A 24005-nucleotide genomic window follows, 5' to 3' on the forward strand; every position below is an offset into this window, starting at 1 on the left:
CTTTTGTATATCTATCGGTATAATCTAAGATAATATATATATCTTATATAAGAATTGTACATCTCATTATATATAAGGTCAATTATGCTTCTTAGTAGTTTTTCTATAAAATATAATACATTGAACTAGAAAAATAAGACTTATTGCACCAAAGCCAGGGTAAAGGACTTTTATTAAAGTCCTAAAGCCAATTTGAGAAATAGGTATGGCTATAATAAGTATCAAAATTACAGCTTTTTTATAAGATATATTAAATTTTTTCTCCAAAGTTTTTCCTACACTATATATATCCGAAACTTCAGTTGAAAACATTTCAAAAAATATTACACAAAGTAGAAGAATTTGCATTAACATACCAAAGCGGTGTGTTATGTATAGGAGGGGAATTTCGTACTTAAAAATTTGAGGTATGTTTAATAAAAGCATTACATTTACCAAATAACATAATACGGTTAGAACTAACGCACCTATTATAACTCCAGGAATGAGAATACGTTTATGCTTCATTTCTTGACTTAAGGGAACTAGAACGCCGCTACAGCATAGCATATTAAAACCAGCATAAAGTAAGGCTGAGAAAAACCATTGAGCAGGAACAATATTATTTTTATAAGAGGGAATTTGTTTTATATAGGAAGCACTTACAATATCTCTGTAGAATACTAAGTATAAAACAAATATAGTTATAATAATTGTAGTAAGACATGGAACTATAAAGGAATTTATAGTTATTAGCCCTTTAGTATCTTTAAGCAGTGTATATAAAGAGATTATAGACATAAGAGAAATTCCCACCCATTTTGAAACGCCAAAATATTGATGAAGCAGTGCACCACTTCCAGCAAGGATTATGGCAGCTCCACTTATCAAGAAAAAGCTTGTAAAAATGTCTGTAATTACCCCGAAGAAACCAGGACTTACAAGAGTAATAAGTTCGGTATAGGAACTTAATTTATGCTTTAGGCTAATAGAAATTATAATAGAACTTATAACAATATAAATTAAACAGCATATCAGAATACCCCAAAAGCTTATATATCCATAAGTACTGAAAAATTGAGTTATCTCCTGCCCGGAAGCTAGTCCGGCACCCACTATGGTTCCGATAAATACAGCAGCAATTTGAAATATTGGACCAATTGTCTTTTTCAAAATATCTCCTCCATAAAATTATTAAATTAAGGTCATACTTAAATAAAATGCTTGTCTTTATAAATATATGTATAATATTTAATAATAAATAACGATTTTATAAATTAAAATTTTATTTATAGGGAAACTATAATTAGTATAATAAATTTTACTTTGTAAATCTTAAATGTGAGAGCAGTTATAATCAATATTATTGAACTAAAATTCATTTAGAGGGAGTGGAGATATTGAAAAAGTTCTTAAGCTGTTTATTAATAATGGTATTTATTTTGTCTTTTACAGCGTGCACAAAAAAGGAGGAAGAGAAGAAGGTACAAACTAACACTTTTGAAATTCAAACTGCAACCAATGTAGTTGAAAATTATATGAAATTAATTATGAAAGAAGATTATGAAAATGGTAAAAAATTATATACTAAAGATTTGTTTCTAAAAGTTTCAAATATGCCAATTAGTGATATGAAGATAAAGGGTTATAAAGTTACAGAAAGTAATGAAGTTGGTCGAAGTGGAATTTTTAAGGTTAGAGTTACAAGAACATCCATGGTTAGCTCACAGTCATGCCTTGATGAATATTCCATTAAAATTGTTAAAGATGGAGCTGAATACAAAATAAGCGAGATTACTAGTAATCCAGAAGAGGAAGCTTTCCTTGAAGGTAAAGGTATTAGATATAGAGATAAGAAAAATATAAAAACTAATTTAATAATTGATGAAGCAGGGCTTCCTAAATATGCATACTCAAGTGAAGATGAAGCGCATCTTTATAAAATAGTAGTACCAATAAAAAAATTCAGTTCTATAAATTTTAGCTATGAAGGAGAAAAACTTGCGGTTAGTACTTATAATAAAAATTCGTTTATAGGTATTGTTAATATTGACGAGTCGCTAGCAGTTCAAGGAGATGTAGGGGGCCAGTCTGGAGGAGCTTCGGGAGGGGAAGGAGGCGAATCTGGAGAAGTAGCTAAGGAGAAACCAATTGGTAAAGAGTTAATTCCAGTTGATTTATTGCTGGATTGTAAAGTGGATTTTATGATCTTCTCATTAGATGAAAAATTCCTTCTTGTTCAATACATTAAAGAAGACATGGGTAAATGTATCAGGATTTACAAAGTAGACGATGGGGATATGATTCCTGTTAATTTTGAAAAAGATTATCCAATAGAAAATGTGGAAATAGTATTTTCATCCTTCGGTGAGGATACTATGACGTATGAAGTAATACCTAAACCAAAGCTTAATAGTTCGGAAATTGATATTGTTGGCAAATGGAAATTAGATTTAAAGATTTTTACCGTAGATAAATTATAACTAACTCTCGCGTGCTATACTATAAGGTATAATTAGTATGAAGTTAGTAAATTAATTAAAATGACTAGTTTAGTGACTAGTCATTTTAATTTATACCTTACATAGAGGAAGGAAGAGATTAATGCAGAAAGCATGGGGTGACAAAAGATATCACAGTTTGAATTATTTTTTAAGAGAAAAGTTTTATGGTAAGGTTTTTAAGATATCGCTTGATGGCGGATTTTCATGTCCCAATAGAGATGGAACCATTAGTAGTGGAGGATGTTTATTTTGTAGCGAAAGGGGCTCGGGAGATTTTGCTGGAAATAGAGAATTTACTATTAAAAAACAATTTGAAGACATAAAGGATATGATGAGTAAAAAATGGAAATCAGAAAAATATATTGCTTATTTTCAAGCTTATACTAGTACTTATGGACCAATAGAATTATTAAGAGCAAAATATGATGAAGCGGTATTACAAGAGGGTGTGGTGGCACTTGCTATAGCTACTCGACCGGATTGTTTAGATGATGATGTGTTAGATCTTATAGAAGAATATTCGCATAGAATATACACATGGATAGAATTAGGACTTCAAACTTGTAACGATGAAAGTGCAAAAATCATTAATAGAGGATATAAATTATCAAAGTTTGAAGAGGCACTTGAAAACCTTAATGAGAGAAATATTGATGTGGTGGTGCATACTATTTTTGGACTTCCTGGTGAAAGTACATTGGATATGTTAAAAACAATAGATTATGTGGCTAGTAAAGATATAAAGGGTATAAAAATGCATTTGCTTCATCTTATAGAGCATACACCTATGACTGAGCTATATAAAAGTGGAAAACTAAAATTTCTAGAACAGGAAGAATATATTGATACAATTTGTACGGCAATTACTAGGCTTCCACCTAATATGGTTATACATAGATTAACAGGTGATGCGCCAAGGGAACTATTAATAGGTCCTATGTGGAGTTTAAAAAAATGGGAAGTTTTAAATGGTATAGATAACAAATTAAAGGAATTAGATATATATCAAGGAGTTAATTTTAAAATTTAAGAGGGCATTTGTGTCTTTCTACAAATTAACGTTATGACTTTTGGGTGTTTTGAGAATAGATAAATATAATTTAAAGGATTGCAATGTATGTATATTAAAATCATTTAAAATGTATATGTAGGAGGAATAAATTATGTCGAATTTATCATTAAGGCACATATTCAAGGTTTATACTGGAAATGTAACAGCGGTAAAAGATTTTAATCTTGAAATAGAAGATAAAGAATTTATAGTTTTCGTAGGACCATCAGGGTGTGGTAAATCAACAACTTTAAGAATGATAGCAGGTCTTGAAGAAATTACAGAAGGTGAAATTTATATTGGTGATAAACTAGTAAATGATATGGCGCCTAAGGACAGAGACATAGCTATGGTTTTCCAAAACTATGCATTGTATCCACATATGACTGTATATGATAACATGGCTTTTGGATTAAAACTAAGAAAAATGCCAAAAGATGAAATAAAACAAAAGGTTACTGATGTGGCTAAAACACTTGATATAGAACATTTACTTGATAGAAAACCAAAGGCACTATCAGGTGGTCAAAGGCAAAGAGTAGCACTTGGAAGAGCAATAGTTAGAAATCCAAAGGTATTTTTAATGGACGAGCCACTATCAAACTTAGATGCTAAACTAAGGGTTCAAATGAGAAAAGAAATAGCTAAACTTCATCACAAACTTCAAACAACTTTTATTTATGTAACTCATGACCAAACAGAAGCTATGACTATGGGAACAAGAATAGTTGTAATGAAAGATGGCCTGGCCCAACAAGTAGATACTCCTCATAACATATATGAGCACCCAGTTAATATGTTCGTTGCTGGATTTATAGGAAGTCCTCAAATGAACTTTATGGAAGCTAAAGTTTTAGAGCAAAATGGAGAAGTAGTTCTTTCTTTTGATAATGAAACTATAGTATTACCAAAGGATAAAGCACAAGTTATAAAAGAAAAATCATATATTGGTAAAACTGTTATAATGGGAATTAGACCAGAAGATATTGATGACGGTATAGCCTTTATTGAAAAAAATAAAAATTCAGTTATTGAAGCACAAGTTGAAGTTGCAGAGCTTATGGGTGCAGAAACTAATATTTATATGTCAAAAGGAGATGCAAGTATTGTAGCTAGAGTTAACGGGTCTTCTAATGCTAAAGTTGGAGATAAAATTATAATTGCTTTCGATACAAAAAAAATTCATGTTTTTGATAAAGAAACAGAAATGACTCTTTTGGTAAATAGGGACGGTTAACAAGTATTTAACCTTAGAGATTATTTCAGGTTTTTCTCGAAAGCTTGTACCTGATCATTGCAAGATGCATTTATTCACAATATATTTTCATTGGACTTATGATTTGGTTAGTTAAAGTAGTATATGTTTCAATACTTGTCCAACTCTATCTAAAATAAATTTTATGCCTATTAAATATAAAAATTTTCATTTGAAATAATAAAATATTTATAGGTTATAGTATCTAATTGAATTTTTGCTAAGCATAAAATTCAATAAATTCATCTATAATATTTGTATATTTTTTATCGGTTTCAATTAATTCAATACCAATGCTAGTTAATTGGGAAACTCTAGCCTGAGTAATGTTCCCAAGGGAGTCAGATATATCGCTAAATTTTAAATTGCAGAGACACCTCATTAAAACAACTATTAAGGCTTTTGCACCTACAAGTTTTCTACGGTATTTCGTGAAAGAATGAAACTCTGATATATTCATCTTTAATGCTATAAAGTTCATTACATCTTTAGCTGTATAATTTGTTATAGGGATTTTACGTCCACTTCTATATTCTGTTTTTTCATCTTCAAATTCAAATTCTTCTTTTAATTTCTCATCGGTGCATCCATCAATGAGGCTATAGTAGCTTTTCCTTGCGGTGGAAAGATTATTACTGAAAAGGTCCATTACAAATCTATAATCAACTATATTGAAATGGTCTCGTTTTTTCCCAATATATACTCCCAAACTCGAAAAAGCATATTTTTCAGGACAATCTTTAAATTCACATATACTTGAAGGATTATTATGTATATATAATGATACGGTTTTTAAGTATTGGTCATTATCAACTATTTTGCTCTTAAATCTACCTTTAAAAAGATGTCCGTCTCTTTTATATTTTTTATTAAAGTACATTGCATAAGAAAAATTTATTCCATGCATTACTTTTGATATGTCTGCGCCATTGGAATCAAGCAATAAATGTACATGGTTATCCATAAGACAGTACCCGTAAATTTTAACATTGTGTAGATTTTTGTACTTCTTCACAAGGGATAAATACTTTTTCTTATCCTCGGAATCTCTATATAAAGTTACCTCGCTGATGCTTTTGCACATAATATGATATATAGCATCAGCTGCTTTTAATCTTGCCATTCTTGCCATGGAAAATCACTCCTACTCATAAGATTTTATTTAAATTATTGCCTGTGGAGTGAAATGATATTCATATTTTTGGATTAATAGCTTAAAAAATTGTTAACCGTCCCCAATTATTCACAATTATTCAAAGGAGTGAAGATAATATGAAAATAGATATAATAATTTCTGCTGAGGATATAAAAAAGGAGAAAATAGAAAACAAAACAGTTGTAGTGATAGATATGCTTAGGGCAACTAGTGTAATAGTTACTGCGCTTAATAATGGATGCAAAGGTGTAATCCCCGTTTTAACAGTTGAAGCAGCAGCTGACATTGTGAGAAATAGCAAAGAGGAGTTTATGCTAGGGGGAGAGAGAGATGCATTAAAAATAGAAGGCTTTCACTATTCAAATTCCCCTTTAGAATACACTAGAGATACCATAGAAGGCAAAACTCTTGTGATGACGACTACCAATGGGACTAAAGCTATAAAAGGCTGCGTGGGTGCCAGTAGCATCTTAATAGGTGCCATGATAAATGCTAAGTCTACTGCAAAACGAATAATAGAATTAAATAGAGATGTTGTGATAGTCAATGCGGGGACTTATGGTGAATTTTCTATAGATGATTTTTTATGTAGTGGGTACATAATCAATTGTGTGTTAAAAGAAATAGAAGCAGATCTATCAGATATAGCTGTAACCTCTCATTATATTTATAAAAACAATGAAGACATCTATAGTTTTATAAAGTATGCAAGTCACTATAAAAAGATTATGGAATTAGGTCTTGAAGCAGATTTAGATTACTGCTGTAGAAAAGATATTATAGATATGGTTCCAGAATATAAGGATGGGATTATATTCTAAAAATATGTAATCTTAGACGCAAAAAAAGTATATATTACGTAAAATGCATTTGAATAAGCTTTAGTAATTCTAATTTATTTTATTTAAATCTGCGTCAAGAAAAACTCATTGTTTGAGCGATAGCGAGTTTGAGTTTTTTAGCAGATATAAATAAAATAAATTTTAGAATTAATTAGCGAAATGAAAGCATTTCTAGTAATATATACTTTTTTATATTTTATACCACTTGGAATACGAAAAACTTTAAGTAGTAAGATTCATCAGAATTCCATAGTATAGGATGATCTGCTGATTGAGTTCTAAACTCTACTTGTCTAAGTGTTCTTTTTGCGTCGCTTGCTGCTTCTGCTATTGTATCTCTAAATAAGTCAGGCTTCATAAAATGCGAACAGGAGCAAGTTACAAAATATCCACCTGGTTTAACTAATTTAATACCACGTAGGTTAATCTCTTTATATCCTCTTGTTGCGCCATCTACAGTAGAACGTGACTTTGTAAAGGCTGGAGGATCAAGGATAACTACATCGTATTGCCTTCCTTCTCTTGACCATTGGCGTAAAACATCAAAAGCATTATGGCATTCGAATTTAACTATATCTGAAAGTCCATTAAGCTCAGCATTTTTTCTTGAATATTCTACTGCATACTCAGATATATCTACTCCAAGTACACTTTTAGCTCCAGCTATACCGGCATTAAGAGCAAAAGAACCTGTGTGGGTAAAACAATCTAAGACATCAGCATCCTTGCATAATCTATGTATAGCAGCTCTGTTTTCCTTTTGATCTAAGAAAAATCCAGTCTTTTGACCGTTTTCTATATCAACATTATATTTAACTCCGTTTTCAACAATTTCGATGTTAGTGTCAAATGGATCTGTTAAGAATCCTTTTGTTTGTTCCATACCTTCAAGCTCTCGAACTCTAGCATCACTTCTTTCATACACACCTTTTGCACCATATTCCTGGGTTAGTAACTTAACTATTATATCTTTATATTTATCTATGCCCAGTGCTAATGATTGAATAACATAATAGTCTTCATATTTATCTATAATCATTCCAGGTACAAAATCTGCTTCTCCAAATAAGAATCTACAGCTAGAATAATCTATAACTGTTTTTCGGTAGTCAGAGGCAGCGCGTAGCTTCTTTCTGAAAAAATCTTCATCTATTTCTTCGTGTATGTCTCTAGTCATTATTCGTATGGCAATTTTAGAAGCATCATTTATAAAGCCTTTTCCTATAAATTCCTGTCTGAAATTATACACTTCAATTATGTCTCCATTTTCATATTCGCCATCAAAGTACTCAATTTCATTGGCGTATATCCAAAGATGTCCACTTTCTGCATTTCTACCTTTACCTCTATATAAGTAAAATTTACAAGTCATATTAAATCCCTCCTGTACTTTTTAGGGGCATAAATTAATTTTCAATAATAAATATTACCCTATTTATCTATAGTAGTATACCACACTGAAGTAAATTGTAATATAAAATCCATAAAATTCTTTTGACATTAGCGCAATTATAAATTACACTTATATATGTGTCATTTTTATATGTATACTTGATTTAAGGGAATTTAGATAAAAGTTGGATGTATTTTCTTTCAATGGATATCTATATATTTATATAGATAATACCAGTATTGAAAATAAATAAGTATATAACTAAAAATAAATATATAAAATCATATTATAGTAAGGAGAAACACAAATGAGTAGATTAATAGTAAAAAACATGAGCCACGGATTTGGTGATAGATCAATATTCGAAGATGTATCTTTTAGATTACTTAAAGGTGAACATATTGCACTTATAGGAGCTAACGGAGAAGGCAAATCAACATTTATGAACATTATTACAGGTAAGCTTATGCCAGATGAAGGTGATGTTGAATGGTCAAGTAGCGTTAGAGTTGGATATATGGATCAGCATACTGTTTTGGAAAAGGGGAAAACCATTAGAGAAGTTTTGAGGGATGCTTTTAAATATCTTTTTGATTTAGAAGAGGAAATGCTTGATGTAACAGAGAAAATGGGAGATGCGACGCCAGAGGAACTAGAAAAATTACTGGACAGAATGGGAACAATCCAAGATTTGCTTGATAATAATGGATTTTATGCTATTGATTCTAAGATAGATGAGGTAGCTGCAGGAATTGGACTTAAAGAGGTAGGCCTTGAGAATGATGTTGCAGATTTAAGTGGAGGACAAAGAACGAAAGTTCTTCTTGCAAAACTTTTATTAGAAACTCCAGATGTCCTACTGCTCGATGAGCCTACTAACTTCTTGGATGAGCAGCATGTAGAATGGCTCAAGAGATATCTTCAAAATTATGAAAATGCATTTATCCTAATATCTCATGATATTGAATTTTTAAAAGATGCAGTTAATATAATATATCATGTAGAAAATAAAAAACTAACTAGATATATAGGCTCTTATGAAGAGTTTTTGAGAATTCATGAGGCTAAAAGGCTACAAATAGAAGCCGATTATGAAAGGCAGCAAAAGGAAATTAATAGACTAGAGGTTTTTGTTGCTAAAAACAAAGCAAGAGCTTCTACTAGTGGAATGGCAAAATCAAGACAAAAGAAATTAGATAAAATTGACAGAATAGAAGTTACAAAAGATAAACCAAAACCACAATTTAATTTTAAATCTGCAAGAGCTTCAGGGAAAATAATATTTAAAACTGTGGATTTAGTTACTGGGTATGATAGTCCATTATCTAAGCCATTGGATTTATATATGGAAAGAGGGCAAAAGATTGCTCTAACTGGTGCTAATGGTGTTGGGAAAACAACACTACTTAAGAGTCTTATGGGTGATATAAAAGCTGTTTCAGGTAAGACAAACTTAGGTGATTATCAATATATAGGATACTATGAACAAGAAATTAAGGGCGTTAACCGCAATAATTGTATCGAAGAATTTTGGCAAGAATTCCCTAGTCTCACTCAGGGGGAAGTAAGATCTGCGCTTGCTAAGTGTGGACTTACTACAAAGCATATTGAAAGTAAAGTTACTGTGCTTAGTGGTGGAGAGCAAGCGAAGGTAAGACTTGCTAAGCTTATTAATAGGGAAAGTAATATATTGATCCTAGATGAGCCTACTAATCACTTAGATGTAGATGCTAAAGACGAATTAAAGAGGGCTCTAAAAGAATATACAGGAAGCTTACTTATAGTTTGTCATGAACCAGAGTTCTATCAAGACATAGTGACAGACGTTTGGGACTGCGAAAAGTGGACAACTAAAATAGTGTAATTTACACAAAACAAAAAGAGCTAGAATAATTTCTAGCTCTTTTTTCATAGTGTTTTTAGTTCAAGACGTCTAATCCTAGGTCTAGTATATTAGCAAATAATGATAATGTATTAGTATTTGGGATAACATTATTTTTAATATCTAATAATTTTCCAAGTCCATAATCAGTGTATATGCTGACAGTAGGGAAATTAATTTCACCTAAATCACAAATAATATCAGATGCGGTTAATTTTATTTTAGTTGTATTATTAATAGGTTCTGCTGTGCTATAAAGTCTTGTATGATTGTTATATCTTAGAACTTTTAAAGTATTACCTACTAGTACCCCTTTAGTTTTAGTGTTTATATCATACTTTGAAGTAGTTGCAGCAATATTATCTATAACAAAATAATAAATATTTCTTTTGTAGTTTACCTTATCTTTAAATTCTTGTAATCTTTCTAAATTCAACTTTATATCTACTGCTATTTCATCGTTTTCTAAACTGCTAAAACTTTCTTTTATGTAAGTTAATTCTTCTTTTTCATCAAGTTCTCTAGCTAAGATATTCATACAGTTATCATAAATATCTTCAAACGAACTAAATGGTAAGGAATATTTTATATTATCTAAAACAAGGTAAACCTTGAATTTAGAAGATTTACTATTTTTAGATGAATAATTGACTTCAACTAATAAGCATTCATTGAGTAGTTCTGTATCAAGTGTTATTTTTTCGATTCCTTTACTAAATTGCACAATGTAATTCTCATTAGTAGATAGGTTTTGTGTATGTTGGTTTATTATATAAGTACCCTTAAAACCAGCTTCAGTAATTTCACCAACTCTAAGTGAACTTTTCATAGGTAGTTTCTTTAAATTTATATATGGTCTATTTATACATAGGTTATTTTCAGATATTATTCTCATATTAAACTCCTTTAGTTCTAAAAAAATTATTAGTTTGATTTATAAATTATACCATAATTAGTACTTGAAAAAATAAAAAACTTAATTAATGATAGAAATAGGGTCATTAAAATTTGTGTTGGTCAGCGATCCAGAAGGTTATATTTAAAATTATGTGGTGTCTAATTATATGTTTAAGGGTAAAAAGAAAGATGGAAGGGATTTTACAGCTATAACTTGTGCATTCTCTGATGAGTATATAATAGAAAAAGAATATGATAAAACTTATGATTGAAACATGTATATACATGTGGATTAAAGCTTGTATATACATGCAAATGGCACTTGATATAATAACAAGTTTTAATATTGTTGTGACAAGTGAACTTTATATATGTAATAAATGTGGTATATTCATACTAAGTAATAATAGTGTTTACACGTTCTATTTATAACAAAGTAATGAAGAGGGGAAGGGTTAGTAGATGAATAAAGATGAAATTTTAGCGAAAAATAAAAATGAAGGCTCAGGTGAAAGAGTGCAAAGCGTGTGGTTATCTTCATTTGCGCAGGGGAATATGATCACACTTATTTTATGTTTCATATTCATTGCCATCAACGGGATAAAAGGTAAAAGCTATACGGAGGTCCTTATTATTGCGCTAGCTTCACAATCAGCAACAGATTTTTATAAATATAAAGAGCTAAAAGATAAAAAGAATTTACTTGTATTTATTTACGCTGGTCTTTTGGCAATAGTATCTTTTATATTATTTATTATAAAAGGGTGATAATTTATTCTAGTTTGATTGAAAACTTAAAGGAAAAGGAATCATTTATCTTGATTCTTTTTTTTTTAGGTTTTCCTATTTTAAAATTAAATTTTAATTTATATTAGTTACCTGGAGAATATAAAGTTTTACATAATAACTAAAAATTCAAATAAATAGAAATGACATATTGACAATATCGAGTATCGATAATATACTAAGACTATAGATATCGATACTCGATATTAAAAGGAGATAAAAAATGGCAAGGGAGCAATTTCAAAATTTAACAGAGCCAATGTATTATATATTAATGTCATTACTCAGGGAAATGTGTGGAGTAGATATCATGGAAGCTGTAGCTGAAATTTCCAAAGGGCGTGTAAAGGTTGGACCAGGAACTTTATATGCACTTCTTTCTAAGTTTGAAAAGGAAAATATGATAATAGAAACAGAAGTAAAAGGGAGAAAAAGAAGCTATATAATTACTGATAAAGGAAAAGAAATACTACTAGATGAGTATAGAAGATTAATTACCATGGTTAATGATGGAGTAATGCATATAGAGTGATATTAAGAAAATTTCAAGTATAGGAAGGAGGTAGAAGTAATGAGAAGTAAGAATACTAAGAGAACATTTTTCAAGTATTTATCCTATGAATGTTCTGCGTTAGAAGAATATCTTGAGAAGATGGCAGGAAAAGGGTGGTTACTTACATCTACAAAAAGAGGTTTTTTTAAATTCAGAAAAATAGAAACAAGAAAAATAAAGTACTCGGTAGAAATACTTAATAAGGTATCTTTTTTTGATCATAAGGACAGTGATGTGTCTTTAGAATATAGGCAATATTGTGAAGCGTCAGGATGGACATATATATGTGAAGATGGTGTGGTTCAAATTTTTTACACTGAGGACGATAAGGATATTATCTCTATTCATACTGATGAAGAGGAGAAGTTTAAAGTTGTTTTTAAAGATTCTAGTAAATTTGTATATGGTCAAATGTATTTAATTATTTATTTAATTTTTATTATGTTTTTGCAATTATCAAGAAGTACAGAATTTTTATTAACAAATAATATGAGTATATTTGAGTTAATTTTAATATTTTCTGTTATATTGACGAATTTTATAGGGATTATCAACTTCTATATTTGGGTCATAAAAGCTAAAGGTCGGTTAAAGGAAAACAAGTCAATACATTATAATAGATATAAGTATTTAAAGAGAAAAAATATCTTAATAATAGCCTGCTATTTAATATTAACCCTTATATTTTTAGTAGTATTTGTTTTTGATATACCTGGGAATAGCAAACTATATATTATTATGGCACTTATAATATTTGTTCCTATGCTATCGGCTATACTATCAGGAAATTGTATTAAAAAATTTATTGATAGAAAAAATTATTCTAAAGAGGCTAATTTGGGAATATATGTTGGCGGTATACTATTTTCATTACTAGTTTCATTAGCAATTTCTATTATATTTAGCTATGTTATTGTCGGGAGCATTCCTGATGAAAGGCAAAGTGAAGTGCCAAATGAAAAAGCAAGATTAACATTCACTGACTTTGGATATGAAAAAAATGGTGATAAAAATATTAATATCCAATTTGATAAAAGTATATTAGCTCAAAAAACATTCTATTCTTTTAATAATGGGGTTAACTGGTTTAGTTATACTATTTTTGAAAGTAAATATGCTTGGTTAGTTAAATTAGATGAGAATAGATTACTAAGTAGACTTAATTATGATATCCCTTTTACTTTTAAGTTAAAACCGGGGAATGCTAATTTACCTGCTAATATTAGAGTTTATTCAGAGAGGGGCGAGGGTACAAGGAATGATTTTGTATTAGTATCAGAGGATAAAGTTTTTTATTTTATGAGACTTTCAAATGACATAAGTGAAGAAGAATTTTTAAAGATATCATATAAAAAACTTTTTTTAAAATAAGTAATGAAGAGTAATTACTATGGCGAATGATGGATTATTGCATATGGAGAAATCTGAAGATGATTTTAAGGTATAGAGAGGAGGGAAAAATTATGAGAAATAAGGATATAAAAACAACATATTTTATGTATTTACCCTATGAATGTTCTGCTTTAGAAGAGTATCTTGAGAAAATGGCAAAAAAAGGATGGTTACTTACATCAATGAAAAGAGGTTTTTTCAAATTTAGAAAAATAGAAATAAAGGAAATAAAATATTCAGTAGATGTACTTGATAGAGTTTCTATTTTTGATCATAAAGATAGTGATGTAGCTGTAGAATACAGGGAATATTGTAAGACTGCAGGATGGACATATATATGTGAGGAAGGCGGTACTCAAGTTTTTTGCACAGAGGGTGATAAGGAAATTATATCTATTCATACTGATGAAGAGGAAAAGTTTGAAGTTGTTTTTAAATCTTCAATAAAAGTTGTATACGTACAAATGTTTTTAATTATATTTTTTATTTATAATATTTATCGTCAATTAACAAACGATACAGGATTTTCAATAGCATCTAATATAGGTATATCTTCAATAATTTTGCAGTTTTCTGTTATATTGATGAATATTATAGTAATTATTAACTTTTTTATTTGGGTCATAAAGGCTAAAAGTTACTTAAAGAAAAATAAGCTAATGCCTTTTAATAGCTATAAGCAGTTAAGGAGAAAAAATATATTAATGATAGCCTACAATTTAATAGGGTTCATTATATTATTAGTAGCAATTTTTGATATTCCTGCGAGTAGCAAACCATATATTCCTATAGTATTAATAGTTTTTATTCCTGCAATATCAATAAGTTGTATTAAAAAATATATCGATAGAAAAAAATATTCAAAAGATGCTAATATAGGAATATATATTGGTAGTATGATAATTTCATTAGTAGTTGTGAATATTCTTGGTTATGTGGTTCTTAGCCATGTGGATTTTGATACCGTTACTAATACTAAGCAAAGTGAAGCGCCAACTCAGAAAGCAAGCTTAACATTCGAGGACTTTGGGTATGAAAAAAATGGGGATAAAAATCTTGATATTAAATATGATAAAAGTATAGTAGCTCAAAAAACATTTTATTCCTGTAGTAATGGGGGTAGCTTTTTAAGCTATACTATTTTTGAAAGTAAATATCCTTGGTTAATTAAATTGGATGAGAATAGAGTAGTAAGTAGACTTAATAATAATGTTTATAATTATAATTTGAATTTGAATTTAAAACTACAAATGACTGATCTACCTAGTAATATTAGAGTTTATTTAGAAGGGGGTGGGGGTACAAAGAATTATTTTGTATTAGTATCAGAGGATAAAGTTATTTATTTTATAAAACTTGCAAATGACATAAGTGAAGAAGAATTTTTAAATATGGCATATAAAGAACTTTTTTAGTAAGAACATGGAGGGGAAACTATGTGGAATAAAAATACAAAGAGAACATTTTTTACTTTTTTGCCCTATGAATGTGCGGCAGCAGAAGAATATCTTGAACTAATGGCAGAAAAGGGATGGTTATTACAATCAGTTAAAGGAAAATTTTATAAGTTTAAAAAAACACAGATGAAGAATATAAAATATTCAGTGGATGTACTCCATAAAGTTTCTATTTTCGATCATAAAGATAGTGATGTGGCTTTAGAATATAGGGAATATTGCAAGGCAGCTGGGTGGATTTATGTATGTCAGATAGGTAAAATACAAATATTTTATACAGAGGCTGATAACAAAACTATTTCGATACATACTGATGAAGAAGAAAAATTTAAATCAGTTTTTAAAGCTTCATTATATAGTATGGGAAGTCAGTTTTTTATAACGATACTGTGTGTTTTTAATCTTTATATGCAATTATTTATAGCAGATACCGGGTTTGCACTAGCGACTAATATGGGCATATTATCAATAGTTGGAATGGGTTCGCTTGTACTTATGAATAGTATAGGATTTGTTAGCTTTTTACTTTGGGTTACAAAAGTTAGAGCTAAATTAAAAAAAGATATAGTTATGAATTATAGTAACTATAAGCAAGTAAGGCAAAAAAATATATTTAGAAGCAGCGTTGCTGTAATATATTTTTTTATACTTTTAAAACTTCTTATTTTTGATAATCTTTACTCTAAAGGATTTAGTATTACTTTCTTAATAATAATGTGCATTCCTATCATAATTATGATATTTGTGCGAAAATTTATTAATAAAAAAAGGTATGCAAAAAATATTAACATGGGGATAACTATAGGTAGTGTAGTAGTTTCAACATATGTAATACTAATACTTGTCGTTAGCGTAATTCTTTTTAGTGGCGAAACTTTACAAAATGAAGTTCCAACTCAAAAATTCAATCTAACAACTGTGGACTTTGGGTTCGTAGGAAATAACGATGAAAGTCCCTATATTAATTTTGATAAAAGCATAATAGCTCAAAGAGTAGACTATTCTGGCGGTAACGACGACAATTATTTAAGGTATACAATTTTTCAAAGCGACTATCCCTTAGTAGTTAAATTCTATGAAGATAGGTTATTAAGTAAACTTAATAGTTATGATACTGATTTATTGGAACAAAAAACTAAACTACCTAATAATATTGTGGTTTATTCAGATAGTGAGAAAAGAATGTTTGTATTAGTGTCAGAAGATAAAGTAGTTAAGATTATAAAAGATTTTATTAATATAACTGAGGAAGAATTTTTGAATAAAGTTTATAAAAAACTTTATTAAGAAAATGTAAAAGGCATATATTTTAGCAATATATGCCTTTCGTTTTGTTAAATAGCAGAACCTTCTTCATTATTAACAGTATCATCTAAGGTAATTATGTTATCTTTTTTTACCCACCCTTTATTATTGATGTTAGTCTGAGATTTTAGACACACTTCATACCAAGCAATATCAAAAATATCAGCGGAATCTTGAATTTCTAGGGACGTTTCTTTAACTATATTAGTTAAAACCGGTGAACTTTCAATAGGACTTAGATGTAAATTACAACTTTCTTTTATAGTTCCTATTTTAAAAAATGGTGCTTTGTACTTTATAATAATTGGTCCCTGCGCATTTCGCGTGCTTGCAATTTTTGATTTGAATTCTCTATTCTGTCTGGAAATAATTTTTAGTTGAGTTTTCTGGTTTGATAATTTTTGGTTCATGATAGTATAATATACGCCAAAGCATATTAAAAGAATTGCAATTAGAAAAATAAGCAATAATAACGCTCCTTGTAAATTGATCCTTTTAGATAATGATATATTATTATAATAGAGATTAATTCAAATATTTGTGCATATGTTAAATTGCATAATCCCTAATAGTATATATATTCAGTAGAAAAGTAAAAAATTCATATAAAAAACCCATTCCATGCATGAGTTTTTTATATGAATATCTAAATGGCCGTAGTTAATTCATGGTATTCGGTTATATACATATCTGCATGACTTATAATATCTTCTTTTTGTTCTTTAGAAAAGTCATCATATACGCCTATTACCTTCATTCCAGCGGCTTTTGCACCTTTAATTGCAGGGAGTATATCTTCAAATACAATGCATTCTTCTGGTTTTATACCTAATTTTTCAGCTGCAAGTAAATATACATCAGGGAAATTTTTCCCTCTACACACTTCGCTGGTGAGGGTTATAGAGTCAAAATAATGGTATATATCATTAGACTTCAAACAAGCTTCTAAAAGAGTTTTACTATTGCTTGTAGCTAGTCCTATTTTTATATTTAGTGATTTAAGTAAAGCTAGAAATTGTACTACACCGGGTTTTAGTTTTACAGTGTTAAGATACTCTTCATAGGCAAAATCTGTCCATTCTTTTTTAATTTCCTCTATGGTATCTGGTATATTAAAATTGATTTTAAAATATGCTGCAGTGTCATCAAAGCTAAGATGCTCTATTTGGCTTTTTAGATTGGAAGGTAAATCCATATTTCTTTTTTTAAAATAATCTGTATCTATTTTACCCCAAACCCACATAGAATCCACAAGAGTACCATCTAAATCAAAAATTGCAGCTTTAATATTTGTTAGCATTCCATCACCTCTTGTATAAGTATAACAGGTGAAACCGGTATTATATACTTGAATTTAAAAACTATTAGCAAAGCTTAATTAAAAATAACTTAGACGGGCGTTTTCCATCTAAGTTTCTCTTAAAAGAATTTATATGTAAGAATAGAGCAGATAGTTCCAATAAAAATACCCACAATCACATCTGTAGGGTAATGGACCCCTATGTATATTCTAGAAATACCCACACCACATGCAAGAGGTATAGTTATAAATCCAAACATAGGAAAATATAAAGCTATTATAATAGCTAATGAAAATGCACCAGTAGTATGTCCGGATGGGAAGGAGTATTTATCTATACCTATTTTTTTTATATTTAAATTTGGGATATTTATAAAAGGTCTTAATCTAGTAACGGTCATTTTTAAAATTTTGCCAATACCAGTGCTGATTGTTATAGAAATCATGGCACGAACAGCCATGGCGTGAAGAGTATCACCTTTTAATAAAAAGACAACGGTGCAAAATACAAACATAAAAGAAAAGGAGCCGAGGTAAGTCATGGCTGGCATTATAATGTCTAGAAATTTACACTTCCAAGAATTATTTATAATTTTAAGTAGATTAATATCTCTAAGGCTTATATATTTAATTATTGCTTTCATAAAAACCCCCTTAGATATAACAAATTATTTTTATTAATTAATTAATATTGTATCATATTTTAGTAAATATTTATATTGTAAAATATTTACTAAAACTCTCTGAGGAAGATTTTAGTTTTATTTTTATCCTTAAAATCATCAACTGTATCAATGCCAATCTTGCTTAAAATCTCGTTCATACAAGCACTATCTATGGCTACCTTAGTTTTACTGCTTTCGGCAAATTCATCTACGGTGCGCTTACCAGAGATTGCGCTTATAAGCGATTTAGGCCCTCCTACGCATCCACCAATACAACCCATACCCTCTATAAAATTGGCATTTACATTTCCGTTTTGAGCTTTAGAAAGTAATTCCTTGCATTCATTTACGCCGCTTGCTTGAGTAGCTTTTAATAAACTGTATTTTTCGGGAAATAATCTTTCTATAACCTCTCCAATAGCTATAGATACTCCTCCAGTCCTAGCATAAAGCCTACCACCTCTAGAAGCATATTCCGTAGACACGTCTTCTTCTAGTTTATCTAGCTGAATGTTTAAAGTATCAAAAATATCCTTAAGTTCTGTGAAGGTAAGCACAAAATCTATATCACCTAAAAGGTCATGATCTTTAGCTTCGCCTTTTTTTGCAATGCATGGGCCTATAAAGACTACCTTGCAGTCAGGGTTTAGCACTTTTAAAACTCTACCTGAGGCAATCATTGGAGATATAGAAGGAGAAACATGCTTCACTAGAGTGTGGTAAACCTTCCTTACCATCCCTACCCACATAGGGCAACAGCAGGAGGTAATCATTAAATCTTTTTCCTCTTTAACAATTTCATCAAATTCAATAGCTTCTTTTAATGTAAGCATATCTGCGAAAAAAGCTACTTCGATCATATCTGTAAAACCAATTTTTTTAAATGCGGTTCTAAGTTTATTTATATTAACATTTGCTCCAAACTGACCAGCGATTGCAGGGGCTACGGTTGCTATTATACTAGAATTTCCTTTTAATAAATTTAATAGGGGAATAAATTCTACTTTATCCATTAAAGCACTAGTGTGGCATGCATCTACACAAAATCCACAGTCGGTGCATTTCTCATTGTCAATATAGGTAGTATTATTTTTATTATCTATTAATATGGCATCAAAAGGGCAAGAAGCTTGACAGGGAGTCTCTGGAGCGTTGTCTGTACAACACTTAGTGCAGTTTTTAATTTTGCTTACAACTTTATGATTTGCGTCGTAGGATAAGATGGCTTTTTTTAAATCTTCTATGTATTTATCAGAAAAGTCCACATCTACTCCGCAGAGCGAAGAAATTGTAGCACTTAGTTCATTTTTATTTATATTTTCCTGAGATAGCAATTTTTGTACGCTATTTTCAAAATCGTCCTCATAATAGGATTTAATAAGGATTTTAAAAATTTCAGTATTAACTTTATTCAAAAGAATCACTCCTAATTTCATACTTTCAATATAATAATAATTTAACCGGTATTAAGAAAAAATATTAAAATGGTAGCATGTTAATTATTTTGTGAAAAAGAAGTGATTTTATGCATAGAAGTGAATTAAAAATATACAATAAAAAAAGAGTTGTCATTAGACAACTCTTTTTGGTCGGGGTGACAGGGATTGAACCTGCGACCTCATGGTCCCAAACCACGCGCGCTCCCAGCTGCGCTACACCCCGACGACAAGATTTATTATATAATAGAATTGGATAAAAGTCAACAGTATGTGAAAAAACTTTTTTTAAATTATGTGAAAATACTTTTTCAAAATACATAAGCTGTTATTTAAGAATACATTTAAGTCTATACATGATAATACTTACAAGCTATAATTTAAAGTGGAATACAGTTTGGAAGGCTTTATTTGTATTTAAAGAATAGTATGTGGGGGTGAGAATTATGTATAAATATTTAATAGAGGGCTTACTTATAGGATTTGCTTACGTGGCACCTATAGGTACACAGAATATATTTGTAATTAACACAGCTATACGTAAAAGCAGGTTAAAGGCATACCAAGTGGCCTTTATTACTATATTTTTTGATATATCCCTTGCACTTTCATGTTTTTTTGGAATGGGAGCACTTATGGAAAATTTTAAAATTTTAAAGATGATTATTCTTTTAATAGGAAGTGTAGCCGTAATTTATATTGGTATAGGCCTTATGAGACAAGTGCCAAAAGGGACCTATGAAGAAACGGTGGATGTGGATAAATCAATTATAAAAATAATATGGACGTGTTTTGCAGTCACTTGGTTAAATCCTCAAGCTATAATTGATGGATCCTTATTGCTAGGACCTATGAGAGCTTCCTTACCTTTAAATATGGGTATTTACTCTATTATAGGAGTTTGCTTGGCCTCATTAATTTGGTTTACTTCACTTGCAACAATTGTGTCACTATTTAAAGGGAAATTTAACATTAAAGTTATTAGAATAATAAATTTAGTATGTGGGGTAGTTATAATGCTTTATGGATTTAAATTAGCGTATTCCTTTGTTAAATTAATCATTTGAAGGAAGAAAGCAGTTTGTGGAAATTATATCATCCACAAAACTGCTCTCTATTTATCATTTTTTAGCATCCTTTTCTTTATCGCCAATACCTCTAGTAGGCACAGTAGACATAACGAAACCTACCAGTATAGACACTAAGGCAGGTGCTATTACGTTAATATATACTATAAATCTAGTTTTGTATAAAACTAAAGCAACAAGAGAAGTGATTAGCACACTAGCTACAAAAATAATAATTACAAATTTTGCGAAAGAACTCATAAATTTTTCATACAACCTATGACGAGTTGGTCCACTTATAATACTCCTAAACAGAAAGTAGGAAGCAAAAATTATTACAATATCCACTATAGCTGAAACTAGAAAATTTTTCATTATATATACCTCCAAAACAAATTTTCATAATTAGTGTTACCAAAGATTAATGCTTTTACGCAATATATTTAGAAAATTTAGTCCTGGATTATATAAATACAAATATTTACATTGATGATATTTTGTTATAATATAAAAGTATGATATCTTTTAATCTGAACTATATAAATATTATTATAGTAATGAATTAAGCATAAAAGGGAGAATGGGAGATAATGAATAATATACAGGAAATTTTAGAAAAACAAAGGGGATATTTTAATACTGGAGAAACAAGAAATGTAAATTTTCGAATAGAAAAATTAAAAATATTAAAACAATCTATAGTGAATAATGAGGATCAAATACTAGAGGCACTTTGGGTTGATTTACACAAATCAGAATTTGAAGCTTATGCTACTGAAATAGGAATAATTTTAGAGGAGATAAATTTTGTTATAAAGCATTTGAAGTCATGGGCAAAGACTAAAAAAGTGAAGACTCCACTAACGAATTTTTTATCCTCTAGTTATATATATTCACAGCCTTATGGTGTCAGTTTAATTATGTCACCTTGGAATTATCCATTCCAATTATTAATAGCTCCACTAATTGGATCTATAGCAGCAGGTAACTGTGCTATGTTAAAACCATCTGAAAATTCGCCAAAGACTACTGAAGTAATTATAAAAATTATTGAGGACTGCTTCAAAGAAGAATTTGTTTCTGTGGTTGAACCATATGGTGGTAAGGAGACTGCAGAGGCACTTTTGCAAGAAGAGTTTGATTATATATTTTTTACAGGTAGTGTACCAGTTGGTAAAATAGTAATGGAGGCAGCATCAAAACATCTTACCCCTGTAACCTTAGAATTGGGTGGGAAAAGTCCTTGTATAGTGGACAAAGATGCTGATGTAAAGCTAGCAGCTAAGAGAATAGCCTGGGGGAAGTTTTTAAATGCAGGGCAAACTTGTGTCGCACCGGACTATATATTGGTACATGAAAGTGTTAAAACAGAGCTTTTAGATGAAATAACAACATATATCACGGAATTTTTTGGAGAAGACCCAGCGAATAGCAATGATTTTCCAAGGATAATAAACGAAAGGCAATTTAATAGGCTTGTAGGATTATTAGGTGAGGGTAACATTGTTACAGGTGGAGAATATAACAAAACAGAAAAATATATTGCACCTACCATTATAGATAGAATAACCTGGAATGACCCGATTATGTTAGATGAGATATTTGGACCTATTTTGCCGGTTGTGGAATTTGAAAATTTAGAAGAGGTTATAAAAGTGGTTAATTCAAAACCTAAACCTCTAGCACTATATTTTTTCTCTACTAATAGAAAAAACCAAGAACGGATTATAGAAAAAACCAAGAACGGATTATAGAAATGATTTCTTATGGTGGAGGATGCATAAATGATACAATTATGCATGTAGGGTCACCATATTTGCCATTTGGTGGAGTAGGGGCTAGTGGGATGAGCGCTTACCACGGCAAAGGAAGTTATGATGTTTTTTCTCACAAAAAAAGCATGACCAAGAAGAGTAATATTATAGATGTAAAAATAAGATATGCACCATATAATGGTAAGATTAAATGGTTGAAAAAACTAATGAAATAGAAATAACAAATAAACATGATATAATATATTGTAAACAAAATAGTTGTATTTATCTTTTACTGGAGGAATTATATGATTTATGAAAAAAAAAAATTGAAAATAGATAGCGACTTTAAAGTGAAGCAAATACAAAAGGACGAGTATAACATTGATTTATTAATTCCATTAGAGTATAGGTGTGTAAATTTATATTTTACTGATTTTCCTAAGTGTATTAATTCTAGGGTGCAATTTCCATCAGTTAAAACCATACTAATAAGATTTTGTATTATAGAAGATAATAGCATATGTACCATACACTTTTTAAGTGACAGCGGAGTTCATTCAACTATAGCAAATTTTGAAATGGATTATAGTGAAACATATATAGAAATAAAAGATAGAGAATTTTATGTGGATATGAAAATGTGCTACAAGGAAATAATATAGTAGAAAATAGAAAAGTGACCGGAAAAATATAGTATGATAGTTTTTCCGGTCATTAGCTTAAGTCTTATAATTCTCTAATCACTCTACAGGGATTACCGGCGGCTAAAACATTTTCAGGAACATCTTTGGTTACCACACTTCCAGCTCCAATAGTAGTATTTTTACCTATTTTTACTCCGGCGCACACTATGACGCCACCACCTAGCCATGCATTATCTCCAATTTCCACAGGCTTTCCTAGATCTTTTCCAGCATTTCTTTCCTTCGCATTAAGAGGATGGGTAGCGGTGTATATATGCACGCTTGGTCCAAACATTACATTTTCACCAATTTTAACCTTGGTTAAATCAAGAATAACGCAATTATGATTTGCATAAAAGTGCTTTCCAATTTCAATGTTATACCCATAATCACAAAAGAAAGTAGGCTCTATGTAACAAGTATTTTCTGTTTGAAATAAATTTCTGAGTAATGCCTTTCTCTCATCATATTTATCAAAAGCCATACTATTAAATTCATGGCATAAATTGCCAGCCCTTTCTCTATCTGCAAATAATTGTGGGTCCTTTCCATCAAAAAGCATGCCTGCAATCATTTTTTCTTTTTCGGTCATAGTATCTCCCCCTTATTAATATTTTAAATCCAGTATACCATTAAAGATAAAAA

At 29.9% G+C, this 24005-nt stretch carries 22 protein-coding genes, 1 tRNA gene and 1 pseudogene; 13 read left to right on the forward strand and 11 right to left on the reverse strand.

Going from position 1 to position 24005, the window contains the following annotated elements:
• Positions 1-78: 78 nt before the first annotated feature.
• Entirely contained in the window at positions 79-1152 is a 1074-nt protein-coding gene (locus JJD95_RS00620; protein WP_291639308.1) for a transporter, read from the reverse strand.
• A 227-nt stretch (positions 1153-1379) separates the two neighbouring features.
• On the opposite strand from JJD95_RS00620, the gene JJD95_RS00625 reads away from it, so the two are divergent.
• The 3 genes from JJD95_RS00625 to JJD95_RS00635 all read left to right on the forward strand — a co-directional run bounded on the left by JJD95_RS00625 (position 1380) and on the right by JJD95_RS00635 (position 4771).
• Positions 1380-2462: a hypothetical protein gene (locus JJD95_RS00625; protein WP_291639311.1), complete on the forward strand. Its 1083-nt coding sequence runs from the start codon at positions 1380-1382 to the stop codon at positions 2460-2462.
• Positions 2463-2583: 121 nt separating this feature from the next.
• Positions 2584-3513: a TIGR01212 family radical SAM protein gene (locus tag JJD95_RS00630; protein WP_291639313.1), complete on the forward strand. Its 930-nt coding sequence runs from the start codon at positions 2584-2586 to the stop codon at positions 3511-3513.
• Between the two features lie 133 nt (positions 3514-3646).
• The gene (locus JJD95_RS00635) at positions 3647-4771 is read left to right on the forward strand and encodes an ABC transporter ATP-binding protein (RefSeq protein ID WP_291639314.1); all 1125 of its coding nucleotides are present in this window, start codon (positions 3647-3649) and stop codon (positions 4769-4771) included.
• 238 nt (positions 4772-5009) lie between these two features.
• Here the strand turns inward: JJD95_RS00635 and JJD95_RS00640 are convergent, their stop codons facing one another.
• Positions 5010-5921 (reverse strand): transposase, encoded by a 912-nt coding sequence (locus tag JJD95_RS00640; RefSeq protein WP_291639316.1) that lies wholly within the window; start codon positions 5919-5921, stop codon positions 5010-5012.
• 140 nt (positions 5922-6061) lie between these two features.
• On the opposite strand from JJD95_RS00640, the gene JJD95_RS00645 reads away from it, so the two are divergent.
• A complete protein-coding gene (locus tag JJD95_RS00645) occupies positions 6062-6766 on the forward strand; it encodes a 2-phosphosulfolactate phosphatase family protein (protein WP_291639318.1) in 705 nt (234 codons plus the stop codon).
• 217 nt (positions 6767-6983) lie between these two features.
• Here the strand turns inward: JJD95_RS00645 and JJD95_RS00650 are convergent, their stop codons facing one another.
• Positions 6984-8159, reverse strand: a complete 1176-nt coding sequence (locus JJD95_RS00650; RefSeq protein WP_291639321.1) for a class I SAM-dependent rRNA methyltransferase — start codon at positions 8157-8159, stop codon at positions 6984-6986.
• A 328-nt stretch (positions 8160-8487) separates the two neighbouring features.
• Between JJD95_RS00650 and JJD95_RS00655 the strand changes: the two genes are divergently transcribed.
• Entirely contained in the window at positions 8488-10044 is a 1557-nt protein-coding gene (locus JJD95_RS00655) for an ABC-F family ATP-binding cassette domain-containing protein (protein ID WP_291639323.1), read from the forward strand.
• 55 nt (positions 10045-10099) lie between these two features.
• Here the strand turns inward: JJD95_RS00655 and JJD95_RS00660 are convergent, their stop codons facing one another.
• Positions 10100-10957, reverse strand: coding sequence for a hypothetical protein (locus tag JJD95_RS00660; RefSeq protein WP_291639325.1), 858 nt, complete (start codon positions 10955-10957; stop codon positions 10100-10102).
• A 464-nt stretch (positions 10958-11421) separates the two neighbouring features.
• Here JJD95_RS00660 and JJD95_RS00665 point away from each other — a divergent pair, with 464 nt between their 5' ends.
• The 5 genes from JJD95_RS00665 to JJD95_RS00685 all read left to right on the forward strand — a co-directional run bounded on the left by JJD95_RS00665 (position 11422) and on the right by JJD95_RS00685 (position 16434).
• Positions 11422-11727 carry a DUF6442 family protein gene (locus tag JJD95_RS00665; protein ID WP_291639327.1) on the forward strand — a complete coding sequence of 102 codons (306 nt, stop codon included), beginning with the start codon at positions 11422-11424 and terminating at the stop codon, positions 11725-11727.
• A gap of 241 nt (positions 11728-11968) precedes the next feature.
• Positions 11969-12277 carry a PadR family transcriptional regulator gene (locus tag JJD95_RS00670; protein WP_291639329.1) on the forward strand — a complete coding sequence of 103 codons (309 nt, stop codon included), beginning with the start codon at positions 11969-11971 and terminating at the stop codon, positions 12275-12277.
• A 39-nt stretch (positions 12278-12316) separates the two neighbouring features.
• Complete coding sequence (locus JJD95_RS00675) at positions 12317-13669, forward strand: DUF2812 domain-containing protein (protein WP_291639331.1); 1353 nt, start codon at positions 12317-12319, stop codon at positions 13667-13669.
• Between the two features lie 92 nt (positions 13670-13761).
• A complete protein-coding gene (locus JJD95_RS00680) occupies positions 13762-15105 on the forward strand; it encodes a DUF2812 domain-containing protein (protein ID WP_291639334.1) in 1344 nt (447 codons plus the stop codon).
• 21 nt (positions 15106-15126) lie between these two features.
• On the forward strand, positions 15127-16434 hold the full coding sequence (locus JJD95_RS00685) for a DUF2812 domain-containing protein (RefSeq protein WP_291639336.1): 1308 nt from the start codon (positions 15127-15129) through the stop codon (positions 16432-16434).
• 47 nt (positions 16435-16481) lie between these two features.
• Here the strand turns inward: JJD95_RS00685 and JJD95_RS00690 are convergent, their stop codons facing one another.
• From JJD95_RS00690 to JJD95_RS00710, 5 genes are all read right to left on the reverse strand, one after another.
• On the reverse strand, positions 16482-16919 hold the full coding sequence (locus tag JJD95_RS00690) for a hypothetical protein (RefSeq protein WP_291639338.1): 438 nt from the start codon (positions 16917-16919) through the stop codon (positions 16482-16484).
• Positions 16920-17098: 179 nt separating this feature from the next.
• Positions 17099-17752, reverse strand: a complete 654-nt coding sequence (locus JJD95_RS00695; RefSeq protein ID WP_291639340.1) for an HAD family phosphatase — start codon at positions 17750-17752, stop codon at positions 17099-17101.
• Positions 17753-17871: 119 nt separating this feature from the next.
• Positions 17872-18396: a phosphatase PAP2 family protein gene (locus JJD95_RS00700; protein ID WP_291639342.1), complete on the reverse strand. Its 525-nt coding sequence runs from the start codon at positions 18394-18396 to the stop codon at positions 17872-17874.
• Positions 18397-18485: 89 nt separating this feature from the next.
• Positions 18486-19832, reverse strand: coding sequence for a [Fe-Fe] hydrogenase large subunit C-terminal domain-containing protein (locus JJD95_RS00705; RefSeq protein WP_291639345.1), 1347 nt, complete (start codon positions 19830-19832; stop codon positions 18486-18488).
• Positions 19833-20003: 171 nt separating this feature from the next.
• Positions 20004-20079, reverse strand: a tRNA-Pro gene (locus JJD95_RS00710).
• Positions 20080-20299: 220 nt separating this feature from the next.
• On the opposite strand from JJD95_RS00710, the gene JJD95_RS00715 reads away from it, so the two are divergent.
• Positions 20300-20920 carry a LysE family transporter gene (locus JJD95_RS00715; protein ID WP_291639347.1) on the forward strand — a complete coding sequence of 207 codons (621 nt, stop codon included), beginning with the start codon at positions 20300-20302 and terminating at the stop codon, positions 20918-20920.
• Between the two features lie 54 nt (positions 20921-20974).
• Here JJD95_RS00715 and JJD95_RS00720 read toward each other — a convergent pair whose 3' ends face one another.
• Complete coding sequence (locus JJD95_RS00720) at positions 20975-21295, reverse strand: hypothetical protein (protein ID WP_291639349.1); 321 nt, start codon at positions 21293-21295, stop codon at positions 20975-20977.
• Positions 21296-21510: 215 nt separating this feature from the next.
• Between JJD95_RS00720 and JJD95_RS00725 the strand changes: the two are divergent.
• Both JJD95_RS00725 and JJD95_RS00730 read left to right on the forward strand, forming a co-directional pair.
• Positions 21511-22910: pseudogene (locus JJD95_RS00725) on the forward strand (aldehyde dehydrogenase).
• 72 nt (positions 22911-22982) lie between these two features.
• Positions 22983-23339, forward strand: coding sequence for a hypothetical protein (locus JJD95_RS00730; RefSeq protein ID WP_291639351.1), 357 nt, complete (start codon positions 22983-22985; stop codon positions 23337-23339).
• A 64-nt stretch (positions 23340-23403) separates the two neighbouring features.
• Here JJD95_RS00730 and JJD95_RS00735 read toward each other — a convergent pair whose 3' ends face one another.
• On the reverse strand, positions 23404-23952 hold the full coding sequence (locus tag JJD95_RS00735) for a sugar O-acetyltransferase (RefSeq protein ID WP_291639353.1): 549 nt from the start codon (positions 23950-23952) through the stop codon (positions 23404-23406).
• Between the last annotated feature and the right edge of the window lie 53 nt (positions 23953-24005).

The sequence above is a fragment of the Clostridium sp. genome (assembly GCF_016650035.1).
Taxonomy (GTDB): Bacteria; Bacillota; Clostridia; order Clostridiales; family Clostridiaceae; genus Clostridium_AD.

Coding starts and splice junctions, on each gene's coding strand:
- JJD95_RS00650 (WP_291639321.1), bottom strand. CDS start 8,159: ATGACTTGTAAATTTTACTTATATAGAGGTAAAGGTAGAAATGCAGAA.
- JJD95_RS00695 (WP_291639340.1), bottom strand. CDS start 17,752: ATGCTAACAAATATTAAAGCTGCAATTTTTGATTTAGATGGTACTCTT.
- JJD95_RS00735 (WP_291639353.1), bottom strand. CDS start 23,952: ATGACCGAAAAAGAAAAAATGATTGCAGGCATGCTTTTTGATGGAAAG.
- JJD95_RS00715 (WP_291639347.1), top strand. CDS start 20,300: ATGTATAAATATTTAATAGAGGGCTTACTTATAGGATTTGCTTACGTG.
- JJD95_RS00630 (WP_291639313.1), top strand. CDS start 2,584: ATGCAGAAAGCATGGGGTGACAAAAGATATCACAGTTTGAATTATTTT.
- JJD95_RS00660 (WP_291639325.1), bottom strand. CDS start 10,957: ATGAGAATAATATCTGAAAATAACCTATGTATAAATAGACCATATATA.
- JJD95_RS00720 (WP_291639349.1), bottom strand. CDS start 21,295: ATGAAAAATTTTCTAGTTTCAGCTATAGTGGATATTGTAATAATTTTT.
- JJD95_RS00665 (WP_291639327.1), top strand. CDS start 11,422: ATGAATAAAGATGAAATTTTAGCGAAAAATAAAAATGAAGGCTCAGGT.
- JJD95_RS00675 (WP_291639331.1), top strand. CDS start 12,317: ATGAGAAGTAAGAATACTAAGAGAACATTTTTCAAGTATTTATCCTAT.
- JJD95_RS00700 (WP_291639342.1), bottom strand. CDS start 18,396: ATGAAAGCAATAATTAAATATATAAGCCTTAGAGATATTAATCTACTT.
- JJD95_RS00645 (WP_291639318.1), top strand. CDS start 6,062: ATGAAAATAGATATAATAATTTCTGCTGAGGATATAAAAAAGGAGAAA.
- JJD95_RS00655 (WP_291639323.1), top strand. CDS start 8,488: ATGAGTAGATTAATAGTAAAAAACATGAGCCACGGATTTGGTGATAGA.
- JJD95_RS00680 (WP_291639334.1), top strand. CDS start 13,762: ATGAGAAATAAGGATATAAAAACAACATATTTTATGTATTTACCCTAT.
- JJD95_RS00635 (WP_291639314.1), top strand. CDS start 3,647: ATGTCGAATTTATCATTAAGGCACATATTCAAGGTTTATACTGGAAAT.
- JJD95_RS00685 (WP_291639336.1), top strand. CDS start 15,127: ATGTGGAATAAAAATACAAAGAGAACATTTTTTACTTTTTTGCCCTAT.
- JJD95_RS00730 (WP_291639351.1), top strand. CDS start 22,983: ATGATTTATGAAAAAAAAAAATTGAAAATAGATAGCGACTTTAAAGTG.
- JJD95_RS00670 (WP_291639329.1), top strand. CDS start 11,969: ATGGCAAGGGAGCAATTTCAAAATTTAACAGAGCCAATGTATTATATA.
- JJD95_RS00640 (WP_291639316.1), bottom strand. CDS start 5,921: ATGGCAAGAATGGCAAGATTAAAAGCAGCTGATGCTATATATCATATT.